Origin of the sequence: Streptomyces sp. NPDC053367 (assembly GCF_044545925.1) — a bacterium.
Lineage (GTDB): Bacteria > Actinomycetota > Actinomycetes > Streptomycetales > Streptomycetaceae > Streptomyces.
Genome location: NZ_JBITYN010000004.1, coordinates 116,315 through 136,851, shown reverse-complemented (window position 1 = coordinate 136,851; position 20,537 = coordinate 116,315). Strand labels below are relative to the sequence as shown.

The 20,537-nt window shown below is 72.8% G+C and carries 23 protein-coding genes and 1 riboswitch; of the genes, 17 read left to right on the top strand and 6 right to left on the bottom strand.

Annotated elements, in window-relative coordinates; genetic code table 11:
• Window positions 1-12 precede the first annotated feature (12 nt).
• Window positions 13-291 carry a type II toxin-antitoxin system Phd/YefM family antitoxin gene (locus tag ACIGXJ_RS13340; protein ID WP_399644008.1) on the bottom strand — a complete coding sequence of 93 codons (279 nt, stop codon included), beginning with the start codon at window positions 289-291 and terminating at the stop codon, window positions 13-15.
• Between the two features lie 80 nt (window positions 292-371).
• Here ACIGXJ_RS13340 and ACIGXJ_RS13335 point away from each other — a divergent pair, with 80 nt between their 5' ends.
• The 3 genes from ACIGXJ_RS13335 to ACIGXJ_RS13325 all read left to right on the top strand — a co-directional run bounded on the left by ACIGXJ_RS13335 (window position 372) and on the right by ACIGXJ_RS13325 (window position 2,295).
• The gene (locus tag ACIGXJ_RS13335; protein ID WP_399644006.1) at window positions 372-1,001 is read left to right on the top strand and encodes an ATP-dependent Clp protease proteolytic subunit; all 630 of its coding nucleotides are present in this window, start codon (window positions 372-374) and stop codon (window positions 999-1,001) included.
• A gap of 7 nt (window positions 1,002-1,008) precedes the next feature.
• The gene (locus tag ACIGXJ_RS13330) at window positions 1,009-1,317 is read left to right on the top strand and encodes a hypothetical protein (protein WP_399644003.1); all 309 of its coding nucleotides are present in this window, start codon (window positions 1,009-1,011) and stop codon (window positions 1,315-1,317) included.
• 297 nt (window positions 1,318-1,614) lie between these two features.
• Window positions 1,615-1,818: riboswitch (cyclic di-AMP (ydaO/yuaA leader) on the top strand.
• Window positions 1,819-1,821: 3 nt separating this feature from the next.
• The gene (locus ACIGXJ_RS13325) at window positions 1,822-2,295 is read left to right on the top strand and encodes a C40 family peptidase (RefSeq protein WP_399644001.1); all 474 of its coding nucleotides are present in this window, start codon (window positions 1,822-1,824) and stop codon (window positions 2,293-2,295) included.
• Between the two features lie 96 nt (window positions 2,296-2,391).
• On the opposite strand, the gene ACIGXJ_RS13320 is transcribed toward ACIGXJ_RS13325, so the two are convergent.
• On the bottom strand, window positions 2,392-2,850 hold the full coding sequence (locus ACIGXJ_RS13320) for an ATP-binding protein (protein WP_399643999.1): 459 nt from the start codon (window positions 2,848-2,850) through the stop codon (window positions 2,392-2,394).
• A 213-nt stretch (window positions 2,851-3,063) separates the two neighbouring features.
• Between ACIGXJ_RS13320 and ACIGXJ_RS13315 the strand changes: the two genes are divergently transcribed.
• Window positions 3,064-3,933 carry a helix-turn-helix domain-containing protein gene (locus ACIGXJ_RS13315; RefSeq protein WP_399643997.1) on the top strand — a complete coding sequence of 290 codons (870 nt, stop codon included), beginning with the start codon at window positions 3,064-3,066 and terminating at the stop codon, window positions 3,931-3,933.
• Window positions 3,934-3,942: 9 nt separating this feature from the next.
• Window positions 3,943-4,152: a DUF397 domain-containing protein gene (locus ACIGXJ_RS13310; protein ID WP_399643995.1), complete on the top strand. Its 210-nt coding sequence runs from the start codon at window positions 3,943-3,945 to the stop codon at window positions 4,150-4,152.
• 66 nt (window positions 4,153-4,218) lie between these two features.
• Here ACIGXJ_RS13310 and ACIGXJ_RS13305 read toward each other — a convergent pair whose 3' ends face one another.
• On the bottom strand, window positions 4,219-5,346 hold the full coding sequence (locus ACIGXJ_RS13305; RefSeq protein WP_399643993.1) for an 8-amino-7-oxononanoate synthase: 1,128 nt from the start codon (window positions 5,344-5,346) through the stop codon (window positions 4,219-4,221).
• Between the two features lie 148 nt (window positions 5,347-5,494).
• Here ACIGXJ_RS13305 and bioB point away from each other — a divergent pair, with 148 nt between their 5' ends.
• The 4 genes from bioB to ACIGXJ_RS13285 all read left to right on the top strand — a co-directional run bounded on the left by bioB (window position 5,495) and on the right by ACIGXJ_RS13285 (window position 9,490).
• On the top strand, window positions 5,495-6,712 hold the full coding sequence (gene bioB, locus ACIGXJ_RS13300; protein WP_399643991.1) for a biotin synthase BioB: 1,218 nt from the start codon (window positions 5,495-5,497) through the stop codon (window positions 6,710-6,712).
• Window positions 6,705-7,985, top strand: coding sequence for an adenosylmethionine--8-amino-7-oxononanoate transaminase (locus ACIGXJ_RS13295; RefSeq protein WP_399643989.1), 1,281 nt, complete (start codon window positions 6,705-6,707; stop codon window positions 7,983-7,985). Before bioB ends, ACIGXJ_RS13295 begins: the two co-directional genes overlap by 8 nt.
• Window positions 7,986-8,002: 17 nt before the next feature.
• Window positions 8,003-8,731 (top strand): dethiobiotin synthase, encoded by a 729-nt coding sequence (gene bioD, locus ACIGXJ_RS13290; protein WP_399643987.1) that lies wholly within the window; start codon window positions 8,003-8,005, stop codon window positions 8,729-8,731.
• Between the two features lie 78 nt (window positions 8,732-8,809).
• On the top strand, window positions 8,810-9,490 hold the full coding sequence (locus tag ACIGXJ_RS13285; protein WP_399643985.1) for a class I SAM-dependent methyltransferase: 681 nt from the start codon (window positions 8,810-8,812) through the stop codon (window positions 9,488-9,490).
• 72 nt (window positions 9,491-9,562) lie between these two features.
• Here ACIGXJ_RS13285 and ACIGXJ_RS13280 read toward each other — a convergent pair whose 3' ends face one another.
• Together ACIGXJ_RS13280 and ACIGXJ_RS13275 are read right to left on the bottom strand one after the other, a co-directional pair.
• Window positions 9,563-9,943, bottom strand: a complete 381-nt coding sequence (locus ACIGXJ_RS13280) for a fic family toxin-antitoxin system, toxin component (RefSeq protein WP_399643983.1) — start codon at window positions 9,941-9,943, stop codon at window positions 9,563-9,565.
• 4 nt (window positions 9,944-9,947) lie between these two features.
• On the bottom strand, window positions 9,948-10,178 hold the full coding sequence (locus ACIGXJ_RS13275) for an antitoxin (RefSeq protein ID WP_399643981.1): 231 nt from the start codon (window positions 10,176-10,178) through the stop codon (window positions 9,948-9,950).
• 128 nt (window positions 10,179-10,306) lie between these two features.
• On the opposite strand from ACIGXJ_RS13275, the gene ACIGXJ_RS13270 reads away from it, so the two are divergent.
• The 8 genes from ACIGXJ_RS13270 (at window position 10,307) to mug (ending at window position 19,799) form a co-directional block, all read left to right on the top strand.
• Window positions 10,307-11,110: an ABC transporter ATP-binding protein gene (locus ACIGXJ_RS13270; RefSeq protein WP_399643979.1), complete on the top strand. Its 804-nt coding sequence runs from the start codon at window positions 10,307-10,309 to the stop codon at window positions 11,108-11,110.
• A gap of 4 nt (window positions 11,111-11,114) precedes the next feature.
• The gene (locus tag ACIGXJ_RS13265; protein WP_399643976.1) at window positions 11,115-13,688 is read left to right on the top strand and encodes an ABC transporter permease; all 2,574 of its coding nucleotides are present in this window, start codon (window positions 11,115-11,117) and stop codon (window positions 13,686-13,688) included.
• Window positions 13,689-13,695: 7 nt separating this feature from the next.
• Entirely contained in the window at window positions 13,696-14,169 is a 474-nt protein-coding gene (locus ACIGXJ_RS13260; protein ID WP_399643974.1) for a GNAT family N-acetyltransferase, read from the top strand.
• 158 nt (window positions 14,170-14,327) lie between these two features.
• Entirely contained in the window at window positions 14,328-15,737 is a 1,410-nt protein-coding gene (locus tag ACIGXJ_RS13255; RefSeq protein ID WP_399643972.1) for a hemolysin family protein, read from the top strand.
• A complete protein-coding gene (locus tag ACIGXJ_RS13250; RefSeq protein ID WP_399643971.1) occupies window positions 15,737-16,750 on the top strand; it encodes a hemolysin family protein in 1,014 nt (337 codons plus the stop codon). Before ACIGXJ_RS13255 ends, ACIGXJ_RS13250 begins: the two co-directional genes overlap by 1 nt.
• 205 nt (window positions 16,751-16,955) lie before the next feature.
• A complete protein-coding gene (locus ACIGXJ_RS13245; RefSeq protein ID WP_399643969.1) occupies window positions 16,956-17,741 on the top strand; it encodes an SGNH/GDSL hydrolase family protein in 786 nt (261 codons plus the stop codon).
• Window positions 17,742-17,814: 73 nt separating this feature from the next.
• Entirely contained in the window at window positions 17,815-19,257 is a 1,443-nt protein-coding gene (purB, locus tag ACIGXJ_RS13240; protein WP_399643967.1) for an adenylosuccinate lyase, read from the top strand.
• The gene (gene mug / locus ACIGXJ_RS13235) at window positions 19,254-19,799 is read left to right on the top strand and encodes a G/U mismatch-specific DNA glycosylase (RefSeq protein ID WP_399644839.1); all 546 of its coding nucleotides are present in this window, start codon (window positions 19,254-19,256) and stop codon (window positions 19,797-19,799) included. Before purB ends, mug begins: the two co-directional genes overlap by 4 nt.
• Window positions 19,800-20,070: 271 nt before the next feature.
• Here mug and ACIGXJ_RS13230 read toward each other — a convergent pair whose 3' ends face one another.
• A complete protein-coding gene (locus ACIGXJ_RS13230; RefSeq protein WP_399643965.1) occupies window positions 20,071-20,502 on the bottom strand; it encodes a hypothetical protein in 432 nt (143 codons plus the stop codon).
• Window positions 20,503-20,537: the final 35 nt, after the last annotated feature.

Below are 20,537 nucleotides of genomic sequence, written 5' to 3'. Positions count from 1 at the left end.
GTGGGGAGACTTCTACGACGCGCTCGGCCCCCGGCGTTCCGCCGCGATGCCCAAGCGGTGGTGTTCGCGCGGAGCGGACGCGACCTCGCGGACCGCGGAGACGGCGCTGACCACCTGCTCCTCGGCGGGGGCGTCCAGTGCGTCGAGTCGCTCCAGGTCGGCGGCGGAGACCAGGGCGACCAGGGGCTTGCCGTGCCGGGTGACGACGACGCGCTCGCCGCCGTACACGACGCGGTTGATGAGGTCGGCGAGCTCAGCGCGGGCTTGCGTCACCGGAATCTCGTAGGCCATGCTCCCCACATTACGTCATGTACGTCCTGTACATTTTTCACGGAGCCCCTCCGTCGGGGATCCGGAAGGAGGCGTGAGTCATGAGCCCACCGTCCGCGCGCCATGTCCTGCCCGCCGAGCGCACCGGTTCCGGGCCGGGGACCGGGGACCCGTACACGAAGCTGCGGGAGGAACGGATCGTCCTGCTGGGCACACGCGTCGACGACACGTCGGCGAACGACGTGACGGCGCAGTTCATGTATCTGGAGCACAGGGACCCCGACCGGGACATCTCGCTCCACCTGTACTCGCCGGGCGGCTCGTACAGCGCCATGACGGCGGTCCACGACACGATGCGCTCCGTCGGCTGCGACGTGGAGGCGGTCTGCCTGGGGCAGGCCGGTACGGCCGCGGCGGTGCTGCTCGCTGCGGGTACGCCGGGAAGGCGGCTGGCGCTGCCGGGTGCGCGGATCACGCTGCGCCAGCCCGCCCTCGGCGAGCCGGTGGAGGGACAGGCCGGCGATCCGGCGGGCCGGGCCCGGGAATTGCCGCGGACGCGGGCCGGGCTGGAGGAGATGCCGGCCCGGCACACCGGGCGCCGCCGGGAGCAGGTGCGCGCGGACATCGAGCACGACCGCGTCCTCACCGCCCAGGAGGCGCTGGAGTACGGCCTGGTGGACCGGATCGTGCCCGCCCGCGCGGCTGCCCTCGCCCCGCCGGACGGGGAGTGAGGCGCCGGTGCTGCCACCCGAACTGCCGCCGCTGCCCGCGCTGACGCGCGCGGAGGGAGAGCTGATCGACCGTTACCTGGAGACGGTCGACCTGCTGGGCCGGATCAACCCCGCGCACCACGGCGACACGTACGGCGGACTGCGGGCCGCCCAGGCGCTGGTGCGCAAGGCCGCCGAACTGCGCGACGCACTCGCCCTGATGCACCAACGGGGTGAGTCGGAGCTGCACGCGCCGACGCTGGCGCGGGCGTTGCGCGTCCTGGACGGCGAGCGCCGCACCGCGCGGGTGGCGCTGCCGTCGCGCTCCGACGGCTGAGCGCGCGGAGCCGCTGTTAAACGGACCAGATGACGTACCCCCTTTCGGAGTAGACGGTTGTCCTATCTCGGGGCCCCAACGGTTGCGCGGTGCGCGCGCCTTCACCGCGGAGCAATGCGTTCCGTCCCTGGTCCGGGGGCTTTCGGCGGTCTTGACGGACGCTTGTCGATCAAGCTGTCCACCCGAACGGGCGAGTGGTGAGTAACAACACAAATCCCCGGTTCCACTGGGTATTTCGGACAGTTGTGAGTGAAGATCCCTGTCTGACGACAAGCCCCCGCCACCGCGGCGGGGCGATCCGGGCGGACGCCGAGTCCTGCCGCCGCCCGGATGACCGGTCGACAGGAGTGGATCGGCAGGAGTGGAGGACCCAAGCACGACGGTCCGCCGGAGAGCAGTTGTCCGAGCGGTCCTTGGGGTGAAGCCGCCTTCGGGCGGCCGGGCCACTTCGCCAGCCCGAATCCGACAGGTCATCCTTCACAGGCGGCTGACGAAGGGTTGCGCATGACCGCGCAGAATCGTGTCCCGTCTCTCATGGCCCGTGCCGGTACGGCCTCGGCCCTGACCCTCGCCGCCGTGGGCGGCTCCCTGGTGGTGCCCGGTGTCGCCGCCGAGGCCCAGGCCGCCACGCCCGCGACGAAGGCCCTGCAGGTGGCGGCCTCGAAGAAGGGTTCGCCCTACAAGTACGGCGCCACGGGTCCGTACCGGTTCGACTGCTCCGGGCTCACGCTCTACTCGTTCAAGAAGGCGGGCAAGTCCCTGCCGCGTACGGCCGCCCAGCAGTACAACAAGACCCGGCACATCTCCGCCAAGAGCCGCAGGGCGGGGGACCTGGTGTTCTTCCATTCGGGCTCGAACGTCTACCACGTGGGCATCTACGCCGGGAAGGGCCGGATCTGGCACGCGCCGAAGACGGGCGACGTGGTCAGGCTGCAGAAGATCTGGACGAGCAGCGTCTGGTACGGCCGCGTCAGCTGACCCGGTCCCGGGCGCCGAGGCCTCCTGACCGGCCGTCGGCGCCCGGGACCGGCTCTCCTGGGCCCCCGAGCGGCGCTGGTGCGCGCTCTCGGGGGCTCACGGCTCCTGCTGGCCCGCTGTGGTCACCGGCCGGGCCGGGACGGTCCAGGGGAGCTCGATGAGGACGGTCTTCCCGCCCTCACGGGTGGGTCTGACGCGCAGCCGGCCGCCGCACTCCGCCGTGAGACAGCGGATGATCACCATGCCGCGGCCGTTGTCCTGCTGCACCGCGGCCGGCAGTCGCTTCGGGAACCGCGGATGACTGTCGGTGACCCCGATGCGCAGCTGTTCGTCGCGCTCCAGACGCACTTCCACCGTGAAGGTGGGTGACTGCCCGAAGGTGTGCTGTACGGCGTTGGTGGCCAGTTCGGAGACGATCAGCCGGACGGTGTCGGCGCCGTCCGTGTCCGCCGGCAGACCCCACTCCCCGAGGGTGCCGACGACGAAGGCGCGGGCCGCGGAGACCGAGGCGGGATCGCTCGGCAGAGTGACGGATGCTTCCAGGTGGTCTGCCATGGCGACGTCGTCCCTTTCCCACGGGATCGCGGTCCGACATGCATCGGATGGTTCGAGTACGGTCCCGGACCGGTGTTTCGTTCGCCAGACTGCCACCAGTACGCCGGTAACGGTGGCGATCCACCAAGATATGCATATATCTGTCGCTCGAAGCGGTGAACTCTGCGACGGCAGAGCGTATTTGGGCGGCCCTTGAGGAGCAGGGAGGGGCCCATGCAGCACGGACCGGCGGTGCGCCGCCGAAAACTCGGCGCGGAGCTGCGTGCGCTACGCGCCCGCACGGGACTCACCAGCGGCGAGGCGGCCCGGCTGGTGGACTGGCATCAGTCGAAGGTGAGCCGGATCGAGACGGGCGCGAGTGGCGTGAAACCGTCGGACGTACGGTTACTGCTGGACGCCTACGGTGTCTCGGATCCCGAACTGCGCGAGCTGCTGATGATGTTGGCGGGCTCCGACGACGGGATCGGCCGGCACCACTGGTGGCACGCCTACCGCGGGGTGCTGCCACCCGCCTACCGGGACTTCATCAGCCTGGAGTCGCAGGCCAGCGCGATGCGCACACTGGAGACCTCGGTGGTGCCCGGGCTGCTGCAGACCCCCGAGTACGCCCGCGCGGTGACCCGGGCCGCGGTGGCCGGCCTGGCCGACGAGCCGGACGAGCGCGTGGACGCGCTGGTGCAGGTGCGGCTCGCCCGCCAGGAGGTGCTGCGGGCGCAGCCCCCGCTCAGACTGAGCGCCGTGCTGGACGAGGCCGTGCTGCGCAGGGAGGTCGGCGGGCCCGAGGTGATGGAGGGCCAGCGGCGGCGGCTGCTTGAGGCGGCGCGGCTGCCGCAGGTCCGTATCCAGGTGCTGCCGTTCTCCGCCGGGGCGCATATCGGCATCACCGGGCCTTTCGTTATCTTCTCATTTCCGCGCACTTCTGATCTGGACGTGGTTGTTCTCGACCACATGACGAGTAGCCTCTACCTCGAACGGAAAGAAGACCTGGAGGCCTACACCGAGGCCTTCAACACCCTTCAGGCGCACGCCCTTTCACCCGAGGACTCGCTGGATCACATCGCCGGGACAGTTGACGGCGCATAAGGAGGCACCATGTCTGCACTGCCTCGGAACGTCCCCTCCAGTACCCGACTGCACAGCGCGAAGTGGCTGCGCAGCAGCTACAGCACCGGAGCCAACAACTGCGTGGAGACGGCCCGCTGGTCGGGCCGTCTCGCCGTGCGCGACTCCAAGAGGCCGGAAGGACCCGCGCTGCTCTTCTCCCCCGAGAGCTGGGCCGGTTTCACGGCCGCATTCCACTGAGGGCGACCCAGGATCGTCCTCTTCCGAAAAGGGATCGGTTCCGGAACACGGCCGTGCTTCGCCGACTCACGGTCGCGTCTCACCGATCACCCGCACAGCGCGTTCGATCTGTTCCCCGGAGAGGTCCGCGCGGGCGGTCAGCCGCAGCCGGGAGATGCCGTCCGGCACGGACGGCGGCCGGAAGCAGCCCACGGCCACCCCCGCGGCGCGGCAGTCCGCCGCCCACCGCACGGCCTGCTCCGGGGACGGAGCGCGCACCGACACCACGGCCGCGTCCGGCCGCACCGCCTCATGGCCGGCCGCCGTCAGCCGCTCGTACAGCTCCCTCGCCACCTGCCGCGCCCGCGCCGCCCGCTCGGGCTCGCGGCGCAGCAGCTCCAGGGCGGCGAGCGCAGCGCCCGCCGCCGCCGGGGCGAGGCCGGTGTCGAAGATGAACGTCCGGGCAGCGTTGACCAGGTGCTCGATCACCCGCGCGGGGCCCAGGACCGCGCCGCCCTGGCTGCCCAGCGACTTCGACAGGGTCACCGTCACGACGACGTCCTCGGCGCCCGCGAGACCGGCCGCGTGCGGCGCGCCGCGCCCGCCGTCACCGAGGACGCCCAGGCCGTGCGCGTCGTCGACGACCAGGCCCGCGCCGTGCTCGCGGCAGGCCTCGGCGAGGGCGGCCAGCGGGGCCGCGTCGCCGTCGACGGAGAAGACCGTGTCGGACACCGCGACCGCGGGGCCGTCGTGGGTGCCCAGGGCCTTGCGGACGGCGTCAGGGTCGGCGTGGCCGACGACCTGGGTGGTGCCCCGGGCCAGCCGGCAGCCGTCGATGAGCGAGGCGTGGTTGCCCGCGTCGGAGACGATCAGCGAGCCGTGCGGGGCCAGCGCGGTGACCGCCGCGAGGTTGGCGGCGTACCCGGAGGAGAAGACCAGGGCCGCCTCGAAGCCGCAGAAGCCGGCCAGCTCGCGCTCCAGCGCGGTGTGCAGTTCCGTGGTGCCGGTGACCAGACGGGAGCCGGTCGCGCCGCCGCCCCACAGCGCGGCGGACTCCTGCGCCCCGGCGACGACCTCGGGGTGACGGGCCAGGCCCAGGTAGTCGTTGCTTGCGAGGTCCAGCAGCGGCGATTCGGCGGGGCGCGGACGCAGCGTCCGTACGAGTCCGGCGCGGCGGCGCTGTTCCGCCGACTCGTCGATCCAGCCGAACGCCATGGGTCCCTCCGCAGGATTTGTAGGCAGCGGACAGACACTAGCCGCAGGATCACCCGCCCACGGTGTGGCAATACCCACACGTCGAAGGCCGTTCGTTGTGCGAAGTCACATTGGCCCCGGGTGGGTCCGTACGACAGGATCGGCTCTCATGGATCTGCTGAACACGCTGGTGGACAAGGGGCTTCGGCGCGAGCTGCCGACCCGCGAGGAAGCGCTCGCCGTGCTGGCCACGTCGGACGACGAGCTGCTCGACGTCGTGGCCGCGGCCGGAAAGGTGCGCCGGCACTGGTTCGGGCGGCGCGTGAAACTGAACTACCTGGTCAACCTCAAGTCGGGCCTGTGCCCCGAGGACTGCTCCTACTGCTCCCAGCGGCTGGGGTCGAAGGCCGAGATCCTCAAGTACACGTGGCTCAAGCCGGACGAGGCGTCCCAGGCGGCCGCCGCGGGTCTGGCCGGCGGCGCCAAGCGGGTCTGCCTGGTGGCCAGCGGGCGCGGTCCGACGGACCGTGACGTGGACCGGGTCTCGGAGACCATCAAGGCCATCAAGGACCAGCACGAGGACGTCGAGGTGTGCGCGTGCCTCGGCCTGCTGTCGGACGGCCAGGCCGAGCGGCTGCGCGAGGCGGGCGCCGACGCCTACAACCACAACCTCAACACGTCCGAGGGGACGTACGCGGACATCACGACCACGCACACCTACGCCGACCGCGTCGACACCGTGCAGAAGGCGCACGCGGCGGGTCTGTCGGCCTGCTCGGGTCTCATCGCGGGTATGGGCGAGAGCGACGAGGACCTGGTCGACGTGGTGTTCTCGCTGCGCGAGCTGGACCCGGACTCGGTGCCGGTGAACTTCCTCATCCCGTTCGAGGGCACGCCGCTGGCCAAGGAGTGGAACCTCACCCCGCAGCGCTGTCTGCGCATCCTGGCGATGGTCCGGTTCGTGTGCCCGGACGTCGAGGTGCGTATCGCGGGCGGCCGTGAGGTCCACCTGCGCACGCTCCAGCCGCTCGCGCTGCACCTGGCCAACTCGATCTTCCTCGGCGACTACCTCACCAGCGAGGGCCAGGCCGGCAAGGCCGACCTGGAGATGATCGCCGACGCCGGCTTCGAGGTGGAGGGCGCAGGCGAGGTGACGCTGCCCGAGCACCGGGCGTCCGCGGGGGGCTGCGGCTCCCACGCGGCGGCGGGGGGCTGCGGTGGACACGAGGACGCCGGCTGCGGCGAGGCCGCGGGCGGTTGCGGCTCCCACGCGGACGGTGGCGTGTGCGGTACGGCCGCCTCCGCCGCCCCGGCGAACGAGCCGCGCCCCGACCTGGTCGCCGTACGCCGCCGCGGTGCCGGTACGGACCTCGCGCCCAATGCCTGAGCTCGGCGTACCGGAGCTGCTGGACCTGGACCGGCGGCATGTGTGGCACCCCTACGGCCCGATGCCCGGTCAGGCGCAGCCGCTGGTCGTGGAGTCCGCGAGCGGGGTCCGGCTGCGGCTCGCGGACGGCTCGGGCGAGCTGGTCGACGGCATGTCGTCCTGGTGGGCGGCGATCCACGGCTACCGCCACCCGGTGCTCGACGAGGCCGTGGGCGAGCAGCTCGGTCGGATGAGCCACGTCATGTTCGGCGGGCTCACGCACGAGCCCGCCGTACGGCTGGCGAAGCGCCTTGTCGACATGTCGCCCGAGGGCCTGGAGCATGTGTTCCTGTGCGACTCCGGGTCGGTGTCGGTCGAGGTCGCGGTGAAGATGTGCCTGCAGTACTGGCGCTCGCTGGGCCGACCGGAGAAGCGGCGGATGCTGACCTGGCGCGGCGGCTACCACGGGGACACCTGGCAGCCGATGGCCGTGTGCGACCCGGACGGCGGGATGCACGCGCTGTGGTCGGGTGTCCTGCCGCAGCAGGTGTTCGTCGACGCGCCGCCGGCCGCCTACGAGGAGGCGTACGCCGAGCTGCTGCGCTCGGCGATCGCGGAGCACGCGCACGAGCTGGCCGCGGTGATCGTGGAGCCGGTGGTGCAGGGCGCGGGCGGCATGCGCTTCCACTCCCCCGCCTATCTGCGGGTGCTGCGCGAGGCGTGCGACGCGCACGACGTGCTGCTGGTGTTCGACGAGATCGCGACCGGGTTCGGGCGTACGGGCGCGCTGTTCGCGGCGGACCACGCCGGTGTGACGCCGGATGTGATGTGCCTGGGCAAGGCGCTGACCGGCGGTTATCTCAGCATGGCGGCGACGCTGTGCACACCGCGCGTGGCCGACGGGATCTCGCGGGGCGAGGTGCCGGTGCTGGCGCACGGGCCGACGTTCATGGCCAACCCGCTCGCCTCCGCGGTGGCCTGCGCCTCGCTGGACCTGCTGCTCGGACAGGACTGGGCCACGGAGGTCAAGCGCATCGAGGCGGGCCTGCGCGAGGGGCTCGCCCCCGCGGCGGAGCTGCCCGGGGTGCGGGACGTGCGGGTGCTCGGCGCGATTGGTGTGGTCCAGCTGGACCACCCGGTCGACATGGCGGCGGCCACGGCTGCCGCGGTGCGCGAGGGCGTGTGGCTGCGCCCGTTCCGGGACCTGATCTACACGATGCCGCCGTACGTCACCGGGGACGAGGACGTGGCGCGGATCGCGCGGGCCGTGTGCGCGGCCGCGCGCGAGGGATGAACGGAGTGAAGGACAGCATGCCGGTTCTGGTGATCACGGGCACGGGCACGGAGGTCGGCAAGACGGTCACGACCGCCGCGGTGGCCGCCGCGGCGCTCGCGGCCGGCCGGTCGGTGGCCGTGCTGAAGGCCGCGCAGACGGGCGTACGGCCGGACGAGCGCGGGGACGCCGACGAGGTGGCGCGGCTCGCGGGCGAGGTGGCCACGGCCGAACTGGCCCGCTACCCGGAGCCGCTGGCCCCGAACACGGCCGCGCGGCGGGCGGGGCGTACCGCGGTACGGCCCCAGGAGATCGCGGACGCCGCCGCCAAGCTCGCCGCCGAGCACGATCTGGTGCTGGTGGAGGGCGCGGGCGGGCTGCTGGTGCGGTTCGACGACGAGGGCGGCACGCTGGCGGACGCGGCGGAGCTGCTGGGCGCGCCGGTCCTGGTGGTGGCCTCGGCGGGCCTGGGCACGCTGAACACCACCGAGCTGACGGCCCGTGAGCTGCGCCGCCGCGGCCTCGGCATGGCCGGTGTGGTCATCGGCAGCTGGCCCGAGGACGCCGACCTCGCCTGCCGCTGCAACCTCGCCGACCTGCCGGAGGTGGCGGCGGCTCCCCTGCTCGGCGCCCTGCCGGCCGGTGCGGCCGACCTCGCCCCGGACCGCTTCCGGGCCGCCGCGCCGGGATGGCTCGCGCCGGGGCTGGACGGGACCTGGGACGCGGACGCCTTCACGGCGCGGTGGGCGGCGCCGGCGGGATCGTAGACAGGCACGCGCGCGTGGCTGCGCGGCGGCGGCGCGGGGCAGAATCGGCGTAGGGCCCGTCCCGTCGAGGAGGTCTCCATGCCGCTGCGTTCCACGGCTGCCGGCAAGCCGGCGCGGGATGCCGTGCACCATCCGCTGTTCGCCCGCTACTACGCCCGGGTCAGTGTGGCCGCCGAGACCCGGATGGGCATGGGCCGCATCCGCGGCCGGCTGCTCGCCGGGCTGTCCGGCCGGGTGCTGGAGGTGGGCGCGGGCAACGGGCTGAACTTCGCGCACTACCCGGGCACCGTCTCCGAGGTCGTCGGCATCGAACCCGAGCGCACCCTGCGGCGGCTCGCGGTGGACGCCGCGGTGCGGGCCGGGGTGCCGGTGGACGTGGTGCCTGGCTCGGCGGAGGCGCTGCCGGTCAAGAGCGAGGCGTTCGACGCGGTCGTGCTGTCGCTGGTGCTGTGCAGCGTGCGGGACGTGCCGCGGGCGCTCGGCGAGGTGCGGCGGGTACTGCGGCCCGGCGGTGAGGTGCGCTTCTTCGAACACGGGCGGGGCGGAGGCCGGGCCATGACCAACACCCAGCGCGCCCTCGACCTGACGCTGTGGCCCCGCGTCAACGGCAACTGCCACGTCTCCCGCGACCCGGTGACCGCGCTGCGCTCCGCCGGCTTCGAACTCGGCCCGTACCGGCGCCTGCTGATGCCGGAGAAGGGCCCGGTGCTTCCGACGTCGTACTGCGTGCTGGGGACGGCCTGGCGGCCGGAGGGCTAGGGCTGTCGGCTGTCGCCCGGATCAGGTCGGCGTCGCGGGAGGGGGCGGACGACGGGAGTTGTCAGACAGGCCCTATGCCTCCGTGCTCCATTGCCGCAGCTCGGCCGCGATGTCGTGGACCGAGGCCTCGCCCGTCTTGACCAGGCGGGCCAGGTCGCGGACCTGTTCGGGTGAGGTCACGACCTTGAGGCCGCCGGCGACGAGGTAGGCGTAGGCCACGGCGCAGGCGAAGAGGGCGTTGGAGCGCTCCAGGGCCGGGACGTGGACGAGGAGCTGGAGCAGGGCGGCGGCGCGGGCGTGCGGGCTGTCGTAGACGGGGACGTCGAAGATCTCGGCCTCGTGGCGGGCGACGGCGGCGACGAGCGCGCCCCAGTCGCTGACCTGCGGGTCCCCGGGTGTGTACTGCTCGGCGAGCATGAGCAGCCAGGCGAGGTCGATGCGGAGGGGGCTCAAGGGCTCAGCGACGGTCTTCGCGCTTCGGGTCGCCGAACTCCTCGGCGAACACCGACGCGTAGCTCTTCATGAAGTCGGCGGCGGCCTCCACGAAGGTGTGGCCGACCTCGCCGGTGTCCTGGCGGACCAGCTCCTCGATGTAGCGGTTGACGCTCATGCCGCGGGCCAGGGCGCGCTCGCGGGCCGCGCGGGCCGTGCCCTCGTCCACGCGGACGTTCAGCTGGGTCTTCGCCATACCTCGAAGCTAGCGCCGGAGTGCTAGCACCGGCAAGAGGTACCTGAGGAGGATACCGAGTGTGCCGCCGGTCACATTAGGCTCGGCCGGGCGAGGAGTGCCCGATGTCCCCGAGCGAGGAGGCGGCCTTGTCCACACCTGCTGCGGAGCACGCGCCCGGCCTGGCGTCCGCCGACGGGATCGCCGCGCGCGCCCGGGGCCTGACCAAGGCGTACGGCTCCGGCGAGACGGCCGTGATCGCCCTGGACGCGGTGGACGTGGATGTCGCGCGCGGCCGGTTCACCGCGGTCATGGGGCCGTCCGGGTCGGGCAAGTCCACGCTGATGCACTGTCTGGCGGGGCTCGACACCGTCTCGGCGGGGCAGGTGTGGCTGGGCGACACCGAGATCACGGGCCTGCGCGAGCGGGACCTGACGCGGCTGCGCCGGGACCGGATCGGGTTCATGTTCCAGTCGTTCAACCTGATCCCGACGCTGAACGCGCTGGAGAACATCACCCTGCCCATGGACATCGCCGGGCAGAAGCCGGACCAGGCGTGGCTGGACCAGGTCATCGACACGCTGGGGCTGCGCGCCCGGCTCGCACACCGGCCGGCCCAGCTGTCGGGCGGCCAGCAGCAGCGCGTCGCCTGCGCCCGGGCGCTGGTCTCCCGTCCCGAGCTGATCTTCGCCGACGAGCCGACCGGCAACCTGGACTCGCGGGCCGGTCTGGAGGTGCTGGGCTTTCTGCGGGAGGCGGTCGACGACCTCGGGCAGACCGTGGTGATGGTGACCCACGACCCGGGTGCCGCCGCCCACTCCGACCTGGTGCTCTTCCTCGCGGACGGGCGGATCGTGGACGAGATGGAGCGGCCGACGTCGGAAGCGGTGCTGGAGCGGATGCGCCTCTTCGCCGGGGGCACTCCCGGCGGCGCCTCCGGCGGGGAGGCCTGAGTCCGTGCTCAAGGCGACCCTCCGCAGCTTCCTCGCGCACAAGGGGCGGCTGCTGCTGTCCGCGCTGGCGGTGGTGCTGTCCGTCGCGTTCGTCGCGGGCAGCCTGATCTTCTCGGACACCGTCAGCCGCACGTTCGACCGGCTCTTCGCCTCCACGGCCGCCGATGTGACGATCAGTCCGGGCGACACGCTCGACGAGGCCGTGCCGTCGGGCTTCACCCCGACGCTGCCGGCCGCGCTGGCCGAGCGCGTACGGCGGGTGGCCGGAGTGGCCGACGCGCGCGCGGACGTCGACGTCAACGGCATCACCGTCACCGACGAGGACCACGAGTCGGTGAGCCCCACCACCGGCGCGCCGACCATCGGCACCGGCTGGCAGCCCAGCGGCCGCAGTCCCGTGGAACTCACCTCGGGCCGCGCCCCGCGCGGTCCCGCGCAGGCGCTGCTGGACTCGGAGACCGCCGACCGCGCGGACGTCCGCATCGGCGACACGCTCACCGTGATCGCCGCGCCCGGCTCGTTCGACGTGAAGGTCGTCGGCATCGTCACCTTCACCACCACCAACCCTGGTTCGGCCCTGCTCTACCTCGACCCGCCGACCGCCCGGTCGAGGCTGCTGGGCGACGCGAAGGCCGCCACCGGCATCGACGTCGACGCCGTCGAAGGGGTGAGCGACAGCGTGCTGAAGCAGCGGGTGGCCGCCGCGCTCGGCGCCGGCGCGAACCGTTACGAGCTGCGGACGGCCGAGGAACAGGCGCAGTCGGACGTGGACCAGCTGGGCGGGTTCCTCGACGTCATCAAGTACGTGATGCTGGGATTCGCCGGTGTCGCCGTGCTGGTGGGCGTGTTCCTGATCGTCAACACCTTCTCGATGCTGATCGCCCAGCGCACCCGCGAACTGGGCCTGCTGCGCGCGCTCGGCGCCGACCGGCGTCAGGTGCGGCGGTCGGTGCTCACCGAGGCAGTGCTGCTCGGACTGGTCGGCTCCACGCTGGGGCTGGCCGCCGGGATCGGCCTCGCGGTCGGGCTGATCGAGCTGATGGGCCTGCTCGGCATGCACATCAGGGCCGCCGAGATGGTGATCGGCTGGGGCACGCCCGTGGTGGCGTACGTCGTCGGCGTGGGCGTCACCTTCGTCGCCGCCTACCTCCCGGCCCGGCGCGCGGCCGCCGTCTCCCCGATGGCGGCCCTCTCCGACGCCGAGGTCGCCGGGGTGGGGCGGCCGCTGAAGGTGCGCGCGGTGGTGGGCGTGGTCGTGGGGGCGGCCGGCGCGGCGGCTCTCGCGGGCTGCGCGGCCGCGTCACGGACGGCCACGGCGGCGTCCCTGCTGGGCCTCGGGGTGGTGCTGACGCTGGTGGCGACCGTGATCGCGGGCCCGCTGCTGGTACGCCCGGTGATCCGGGTCCTCGGCGCGGGCTTCCCCGCCCTGTTCGGGCCGGTCGGGCGGATGAGCCAGCGCAACGCCCTGCGCAACCCCCGCCGGACCGGCGCCACGGCGGCCGCGCTGATGGTGGGCCTGGCACTGGTGGGCGGGATGTCGGTGGCGAGCGCGTCGATGACCCGGTCCTTCGACGAGCAGATCGACAAGACGCTGGGCGCCGACTTCGTCGTGCAGAACAGCAACTTCGTGCCCTTCCCGGCCGAGGTCACCGACAAGATCCGCCACACGGAGGGCGTCGGGCTCGTCGTGCGCGCGCGGTTCACCCCCGTCGCCGTGACGCTGCCGGACGGCGACCGCGTCACCACCACGGCCGGCGGCTACGACCCGCGGCTCGACGAGGTCGCCAACATCACCTACGCGCAGGGCGACACCGCGGGCGCGCTGGCCGGCGGGCATCTCGCGATGGACGTGGACTTCGCGCGCGACCACGGCGTCCGGTTCGGCGGCGCGCTTCCCGTGGAGTTCCGCGGCGGCCGGACCGCCGAGCTGACCGTGGGGGCGCTCACCGACCAGGAGACCGCCGAGGGCTTCGGCAACCGGGGCGGCCTCTACTTCTCCCTCGCCACGCTGGACCGGTACGCACCGGGCGGCCAGGACTCCGCGGTCTACGTCAACGGCGGCGCGGGCACGGACGACGACGCCCTGCGCGCGGCCCTGGAGCGGACGCTGGAGGCGTATCCGCAGGTGCAGGTGCGGGACCTGGCCGACTACAAGCAGCTGATCCACGACCAGATCGCCGTGCTGCTGTACCTCGTGTACGCCCTGCTCGGGCTGGCCATCGTCATCGCGGTGCTGGGGGTCGTCAACACGCTGGCGCTGTCGGTGGTGGAGCGCACCCGGGAGATCGGGCTGCTGCGGGCGATCGGGCTGTCGCGCCGGCAGCTGCGGCGGATGATCCGGCTGGAGTCGGTGGTCATCGCCGTGTTCGGCGCGGTGCTGGGGCTCGGGCTCGGACTGGTGTGGGGGGTGTGCATGCAGCAGGTGCTGGCGCTGCAGGGCATGGCCGCGCTGGCGGTCCCCTGGGGCACGATCGTCGCCGTGGTGGTCGGCTCGGCGGTCGTCGGGGTGGTGGCGGCGCTGCTGCCGGCGCTGCGGGCCTCGCGGATGAACGTACTGGCGGCGATCGCGCACGAGTGACGTCCGCATGGCGGAATTCACCGTCCGGCGGGGCCGCGCGTGGTGTGATCAACGGATGACCGACCTGCGGATACGGGCCGCGACGCCCGACGACCTCGACGCCGTGCTCGCCTTCTGGAAGGCGGCCGCCGAGGGGACCAGCATCAGCGACGACCGCGCCGGGGTGGCGCGGCTGGTGGAGCGCGACCCGGAGGCGCTGCTGCTGGCCGAGCTGGACGGCGGGCTGGTGGGCACGGTGATCGCCGGCTTCGACGGCTGGCGCTGCCATCTGTACCGGCTCGCGGTGCACCCCGAGCGGCGCCGCCGCGGCATCGGCTCGGCGCTGCTCAACGCGGCCGAGGAGCGCTTCGTACGGCTGGGGGGCCGGCGCGGGGACGCGATGGTGCTCACCCGCAACGAGACGGCGCACCATGCGTGGCGCGCGGCGGGGTACGCGCCGGAGGAGAAGTGGCGGCGCTGGGTGAAGCCCCTCACACCCTGACCCGCTTTGCCGATCCTTTACCATTGGGGGACCGTGTCCGACCGTTCGCGGTCACTTCCCTTCGAAAGGTGTGAGCGTCCGTCCATGGGCGAGCCTCCCAGTAGCCGACATCGCGCACTGTCCACCACCCTGTCCGATCATGGGACGGAGGTGACCCGATGACCGAAGTGCTCCTGCTGCTGGTGGCGATCCTGCTCTCGCTCGCCTGTGGTGCCTTCGTCGCCGCCGAGTTCTCGCTGACGACGGTGGAGCGCGGCGAGCTGGAGGCGGCGGCCGAGCGCGGTGAACGCGGCGCGGCCGGCGCCCTGAAGGCCGTACGCAACCTCACCTTCCAGCTCTCCGGCGCCCAGCTCGGCATCACCGTCACCAACCTGGTCGTCGGTATGCTCGCCGAGCCGTCCATCTCGCGGCTCATCGCGGGCCCCCTCGAATCGGTCGGCCTGTCCCGCTCCACCGCGTCCTCGCTGGCGCTCGTGCTGGGCACGGCCCTGTCGACGGTGTTCCTGATGGTCGTCGGCGAGCTCGTGCCCAAGAACTGGGCCATCTCCTCGCCGCTGGCCGTGGCCAAGACGGTCGGCAACGCCCAGCGCTGGTTCAGCCGCGCCTTCCGGCCCTTCATCACCCACCTGAACAACACGGCCAACCGGGTGGTGCGCCGGTTCGGCATCGAGCCCGCCGAGGAGCTGGCCTCCGCGCGCGGGCCGCAGGAGCTGGCCGCGCTCGCCCGGCACTCCGCGCGGGAGGGCGCCCTGGAGCCGGACACCGCCGAGCTGTTCGTGCGGACGCTGAACCTCGCCGACCTGACCGCGGAGAACGTGATGACGCCGCGCGTCCAGGTCGTCGCCCTCGACGTCCAGGCGACCTGCGAGGACGTCGCCAACGCCACCCGCGCCACCGGCCTGTCCCGGTTCCCGGTCTACCGGGGCAACCTCGACTCCGTGGTGGGCACCGCGCACATCAAGGACGTGCTGGCCGTGCCCGCCGAGCGGCGTCCCCGGGTGCGGGTCGCCGAGCTGATGCGCGAGCCGATGCTGGTGCCCGAGTCGCTCACGGTGGACCGCCTGCTGGACCGGCTGTCCGGCAAGCGGACCATGGCCGTCGTCATCGACGAGTACGGCGGCACCGCCGGCGTCGCCACGCTGGAGGACATCGTCGAGGAGGTCGTCGGCGAGGTCCGCGACGAGCACGACCCGCACGAGACCCCCGACCTCGCCCCGGCCGGCACCGACCAGGACGGCCACGCCCTGTACTCCGCGGACGGCGCCGCCCGCATCGACCAGCTCGCGCGCGTCGGCCTGCGGCCGCCCGAGGGGCCGTACGAGACCCTCGCCGGCCTCGTCGCCACCGAACTCGGCCGCATCCCGGCCGAGGGCGACACCCTCCAGGTCGGCCGCTGGCGGCTGGACGTGGTCGACGCGAGCGGACGCCGCGCCGCGCGCGTGCTGCTGCACGCACCCCTGGACGACACGGCCGACACGGCCGACACGGCCGGCACCGCCGGCACCGCCGGCACCGCCGGCACCGCCGGCACCGAAGGCGCCCGGCACGACGAGGAAAGGGGCCGGTGATGGTCGCCGTACAGCTGCTGATCGGTCTGGCGACCCTTGTCGTCAACGCCTTCTTCGTCGGCGCCGAGTTCGCGCTGATCTCCGTACGCCGATCCCAGATCGAACCGCACGCCGAGGACGGCGACCGGCGCGCCCGCAGCGTGCTGTGGGGGCTGCAACACGTGTCCGCCCTGATGGCGGCCGCACAGCTCGGCATCACGCTGTGCACCCTGGTGCTCGGTGTGGTCGCCGAACCGGCGATCGCGCATCTGCTGGAGCCGGTGTTCCACGCGGTCGGCGTCCCGGCCGGCGCCGGGCACGTGGTGTCGTTCGTCATCGCGCTGACCCTCGCCACCTATCTGCACATGCTGCTCGGCGAGATGGTGCCGAAGAACATCGCCCTGGCCGAGCCGGTGCGCAGCGCGCTGCTGCTGGGGCCGCCGCTGGTGACGCTGGCGCGGGCGCTGCGGCCGGTGATCTTCGCGATCAACGCGTTCGCCAACACCCTGCTCAAGCTGATGCGGATCGAGACGAAGGACGAGGTCACGGCGACCTTCTCGGACGCGGAGCTGGCCCGTCTGGTGCGCGACTCCGGCGATGCCGAACTGATCGACGCCCGCACGCGCGAACGGCTCAACGACGCGCTGGAGCTGGGGCGCAGGCCGGTGCGCGACGTGGTGCTCCCGCTGGAGCGGGTCGTCTACGCGCGCGTGGGCGTCACCCCGGAGGAGCTGGAGCGGCTGTCGGCCGAGTCCGGGTTCTCCCGGTTCCCGGTGGTCGACGAAGGCCGGCGCATCGTGGGCTACCTGCATGTGAAGGACGCCCTCGACGCCTCGCCGCGGGATGTCGCCTTCCGGCTGCGGGACATGCGGCCCATCGCGCGCGTACGGGAGACGACACCGCTGGACGACGTGCTGACCGCGATGCGGGGCAGCCGTACGCACCTCGCCGCCGCGATCGGGGACGACGGGCGGCTGGCGGGCCTGGTGACCATGGAGGACGTGCTGCGGGAGCTGTTCGGCCAGCCGGCGTGAGCGGGGGCTCCGGGGGCTCCGGGGGCTCCGAGGGCTCCGGGGGCTCCGAGGGCTCCGGGGGCTCCGGGGGCTCCGGGGGTGGGTGGTTCGCGGGGAGGGGTGTCCCGGGCAAGGCGCGGCCTGGACACGGGTGGTCTCAGGGCACTGGCCTTGCCGGGGGTGACCGACCGCTGGGTATGTCCGGCGGGTTACCATCGCTGACGCCATGCAGACGAACCCCACCCACAGCAGCCTGGTCGCGGTCGGCGACTCCTTCACCGAGGGCATGTCGGACCTGATGCCGGACGGCACCTACCGCGGCTGGGCCGACCTTCTCGCCGCGCGGATGGCCGCGCGCACGCCCGGCTTCCGGTACGCGAACCTCGCCGTGCGCGGCAAGCTCATCGGGCAGATCGTCGACGAGCAGGTGGACGTCGCCGCCGCGATGGGCGCCGATGTGATCACCCTCGTCGGCGGCCTGAACGACACCCTGCGCCCCAAGTGCGACATGGAGCGGGTGAAGGGGCTGCTCACCGAGGCCGTGGAGCGGCTGACGCCGGCCTGCGAGCAGCTGGTGCTGATGCGCAGCCCCGGTCGGCAGGGGCCCGTCCTGGAGCGGTTCCGGCCGCGTATGGAGGAGCTGTTCGCGCATGTCGACGAGCTCGCGGCCCGGCACGGCGCGGTCGTCGTCGACCTGTACGGGGCGCCCGCGCTGAGCGACCCGCGGCTGTGGGACGTGGACCGGCTGCACCTCACGGCCGAGGGACACCGCCGCGTGGCGGAGGCGGTCTGGCAGTCGCTGGGCTACGAGCCCGAGGACACCGAGTGGCACGTTCCGCCGCCGGCATCCCTGCCGCCGGGCTGGGTCACGCGCCGGGTCGCGGACGTACGGTTCGCGCGCCAGTACCTGCTTCCCTGGATCGGCCGCCGCCTGACCGGCCGGTCCTCGGGCGACGGGCGCCCGCCCAAGCGGCCCGAGCTGGCCGAGTATCTGGTGGAGGTCACCGAGTGACGGGCGTCTCGTAGCTTCCGCCGAACGAGGCCCTGGCGCTGGCCTGCACGAACCGCCAGTAGAATCTGGACACGTGACTTCAGCGCCCGCCAAGCCCCGCATCCCGAACGTTCTCGCCGGACGGTACGCCTCCGCCGAGCTCGCCACGCTCTGGTCCCCCGAGCAGAAGGTGAAGCTGGAGCGTCAGCTCTGGCTCGCCGTGCTGCGCGCCCAGAAGGACCTCGGCATCGAGGTGCCGGACGCGGCGATCGCCGACTACGAGCGTGTCCTCGACCAGGTCGACCTGGCCTCCATCGCCGAGCGCGAGAAGGTCACGCGGCACGACGTGAAGGCGCGGATCGAGGAGTTCAACGACCTCGCCGGGCACGAGCAGGTCCACAAGGGCATGACGTCCCGCGACCTGACGGAGAACGTCGAGCAGCTCCAGATCCGGCTCTCCCTTGAGCTGATGCGCGACCGCACGGTCGCCGTGCTGGCCCGCCTCGGCAAGCTGTCCGGCGAGTACGCGGAGCTGGTCATGGCCGGCCGCTCCCACAACGTCGCCGCCCAGGCCACCACCCTCGGCAAGCGGTTCGCGACCGCCGCCGACGAGCTGCTCGTCGCCTACGGCCGCCTGGAGGAGCTGCTCGGCCGCTACCCGCTGCGCGGTATCAAGGGCCCGGTCGGCACCGCGCAGGACATGCTGGACCTGCTGGGCGGGGACGCCGCGAAGCTCGCCGACCTGGAGAACCGGATCGCGCAGCACCTGGGCTTCGCGCAGGCCTTCACCTCGGTCGGCCAGGTCTACCCGCGCTCCCTGGACTACGAGGTCGTCACCGCGCTGGTGCAGCTGGCCTCGGCGCCGTCGTCGCTGGCCAAGACGATCCGGCTGATGGCCGGGCACGAGCTGGTCACCGAGGGCTTCAAGCCGGGCCAGGTCGGCTCCTCGGCGATGCCGCACAAGATGAACACCCGCTCCTGCGAGCGCGTCAACGGCCTGATGGTCATCCTGCGCGGCTACGCCTCGATGACCGGTGAGCTGGCCGGCGACCAGTGGAACGAGGGCGACGTGTCCTGCTCGGTGGTGCGCCGGGTCGCGCTGCCGGACGCGTTCTTCGCCCTGGACGGTCTGCTGGAGACCTTCCTGACCGTGCTGGACGAGTTCGGCGCGTTCCCGGCCGTCGTGGCCCGGGAGCTCGACCGCTACCTGCCGTTCCTCGCCACCACCAAGGTGCTGATGGGCGCGGTGCGGGCGGGTGTCGGCCGGGAGATCGCGCACGAGGCCATCAAGGAGAACGCCGTGGCCACCGCGCTGGCGATGCGCGAGCAGGGCGCCGAGCGCAACGACCTGCTGGACAAGCTGGCCGCCGACGAGCGGCTGCCGCTCGACCGTGAGCAGCTCGGGGCCCTGATGGCCGACAAGCTGTCCTTCACCGGTGCCGCCGCCGACCAGGTCGCCGTGGTCGTGGGCCGCATCGACGAGATCGTCAAGCAGCACCCGGAGGCCGCGGGTTACACCCCGGGGGCGATTCTCTGACCCGCTTCACCCCGCAGGAGCTGGAGGCCGCCCGCGACCGTCTCGTGCCGGACGTCGTCGCGGACGGTCTCCGTGTGCTTTTCTGCGGCATCAACCCGGGGCTCATGACGGCTGCCACCGGCCATCACTTCGCCCGCCCCGGCAACCGGTTCTGGCCCGTGCTGCATCTGTCCGGGTTCACCCCTCGGCTGCTGAAGCCGGCCGAGCAGCAGGAGCTGCTGTCGTACGGGCTCGGCATCACCAACGTGGTGGAGCGGGCGACCGCCCGCGCGGACGAGCTGACCGCCGAGGAGTACCGCGAGGGCGGCCGGCTGCTGGCGTTGAAGGTGGCCCGGCTGAAGCCCCGCTGGCTGGCGGTGGTCGGCGTCACCGCGTACCGGGCCGCTTTCGACGACCGTAAGGCGCAGGTGGGGCCGCAGTCGCGGACCATCGGCGGCACACGCGTGTGGGTGCTGCCGAACCCGAGTGGGCTGAACGCGCACTGGACGGCCGCGACGATGGCGGAGGAGTTCGCCCGGCTGCGGGTGGCGGCGGAGGAGTGAGAGGGCGCCTCGGGGGCGGGGCTTGCTCAGGGTGGGTGGGCCTTCGGCGGCGTCACGCGCCTTGCTGAGGGCGGGTCGGTCCACGTCGGCGTCACGGCCCTTGCCGAGGGCGGGTCGGTCCACATCGGCGTCACGGCCCTTGCCGAGGGCGGCGTCACGTGCCTTGCTGAGGGGGTCGGTCTTCGGCGGCGGCGAGGGGGCGTCGTCGTGCGCCCAGGTCGGGGACGGTCGGCCTGGGGTGGGCCTTCGGTGGCAGGGTTGTGGCTCCGGGTCAGGGCGGGTCCACCTCCGTCACCACGGCGAGCAGGCGGACCTCCTCCGTCTCGCCTCTCCCGGCGACTCCTATCGCCACCCACCGGTCGGTGCCGTCCGCCTGCCACAAGGACACCTCGTCCAGCAGTTCGCCGACACTCCCCCACGGCTCGGGTATCTCCTCGTCCCGCTCCCTGCGCACCTGGAGCGTGAGCGTGCTCCACGCGGGCTGTGCTCCCCACCGCTCGTCCAGCCGCTGGGCGATGCCCTCCCGGTACGCCTCGAAGTCCTCCGCCGTGCGCTCCCGGCGCGCGGCGCCTCCGTCCCCGGCCGCCAACTCCGCTATCCAGTAGCCCGGCCCTTCCCGGCCCACGTCCGACCAGCCGTGCTCCGCCGGGAGGGGGCGGGAGCACAGCCGGTCGATCGTGTCCAGGTACCGCGCGATGTCCATGCCTCCAGTAAACCCGGCACCACTGACAATTGGCG